Origin of the sequence: Streptomyces sp. SID5785, assembly GCF_009870065.1 — a bacterium.
In the GTDB taxonomy this organism is placed as follows: domain Bacteria; phylum Actinomycetota; class Actinomycetes; order Streptomycetales; family Streptomycetaceae; genus Streptomyces.
Genome location: NZ_WWIA01000777.1, coordinates 1 through 389, shown reverse-complemented (window position 1 = coordinate 389; position 389 = coordinate 1). Strand labels below are relative to the sequence as shown.

Annotated in this window: 1 protein-coding gene; it reads right to left on the bottom strand. The window is 75.8% G+C overall.

Annotated features, from left to right (window positions below; genetic code table 11):
* Nucleotides 1-53: 53 nt before the first annotated feature.
* Nucleotides 54-389: ATP/GTP-binding protein (locus tag GTW43_RS25280; RefSeq protein WP_202501920.1), on the bottom strand; the 336-nt coding region annotated here is incomplete at its 5' end.

Below are 389 nucleotides of genomic sequence, written 5' to 3'. Positions count from 1 at the left end.
CGGTGAGCGGCCGGAGCGACGCTCGGGGCGGGGCGCGCGGCCACCGGCGGGCGTCACGGGGCGGCCGCGGCCTCCGTACGGCGCTCGGCCGCCGTCGTCGCGGCGTGTTCGACGACGCCGATGAGGACGTCCTTGACGGACTCCTTGTCGCGCGCGTCGCACAGCAGGACGGGCACCCCCGGGTCCAGGTCGAGGGCCTGACGGACCGAGCCCGCGGGGTAGCGGTCCGCGCCCTCGAAGCAGTTGACGCCGACGACGAACGGGATGCCGCGCCGCTCGAAGTAGTCGACCGCGGCGAAGCAGTCCTCCAGGCGCCGCGTGTCCGCGAGCACGACGGCGCCGAGCGCGCCGGTGGCCAGCTCGTCCCACAGGAACCAGAAGCGGTCCTG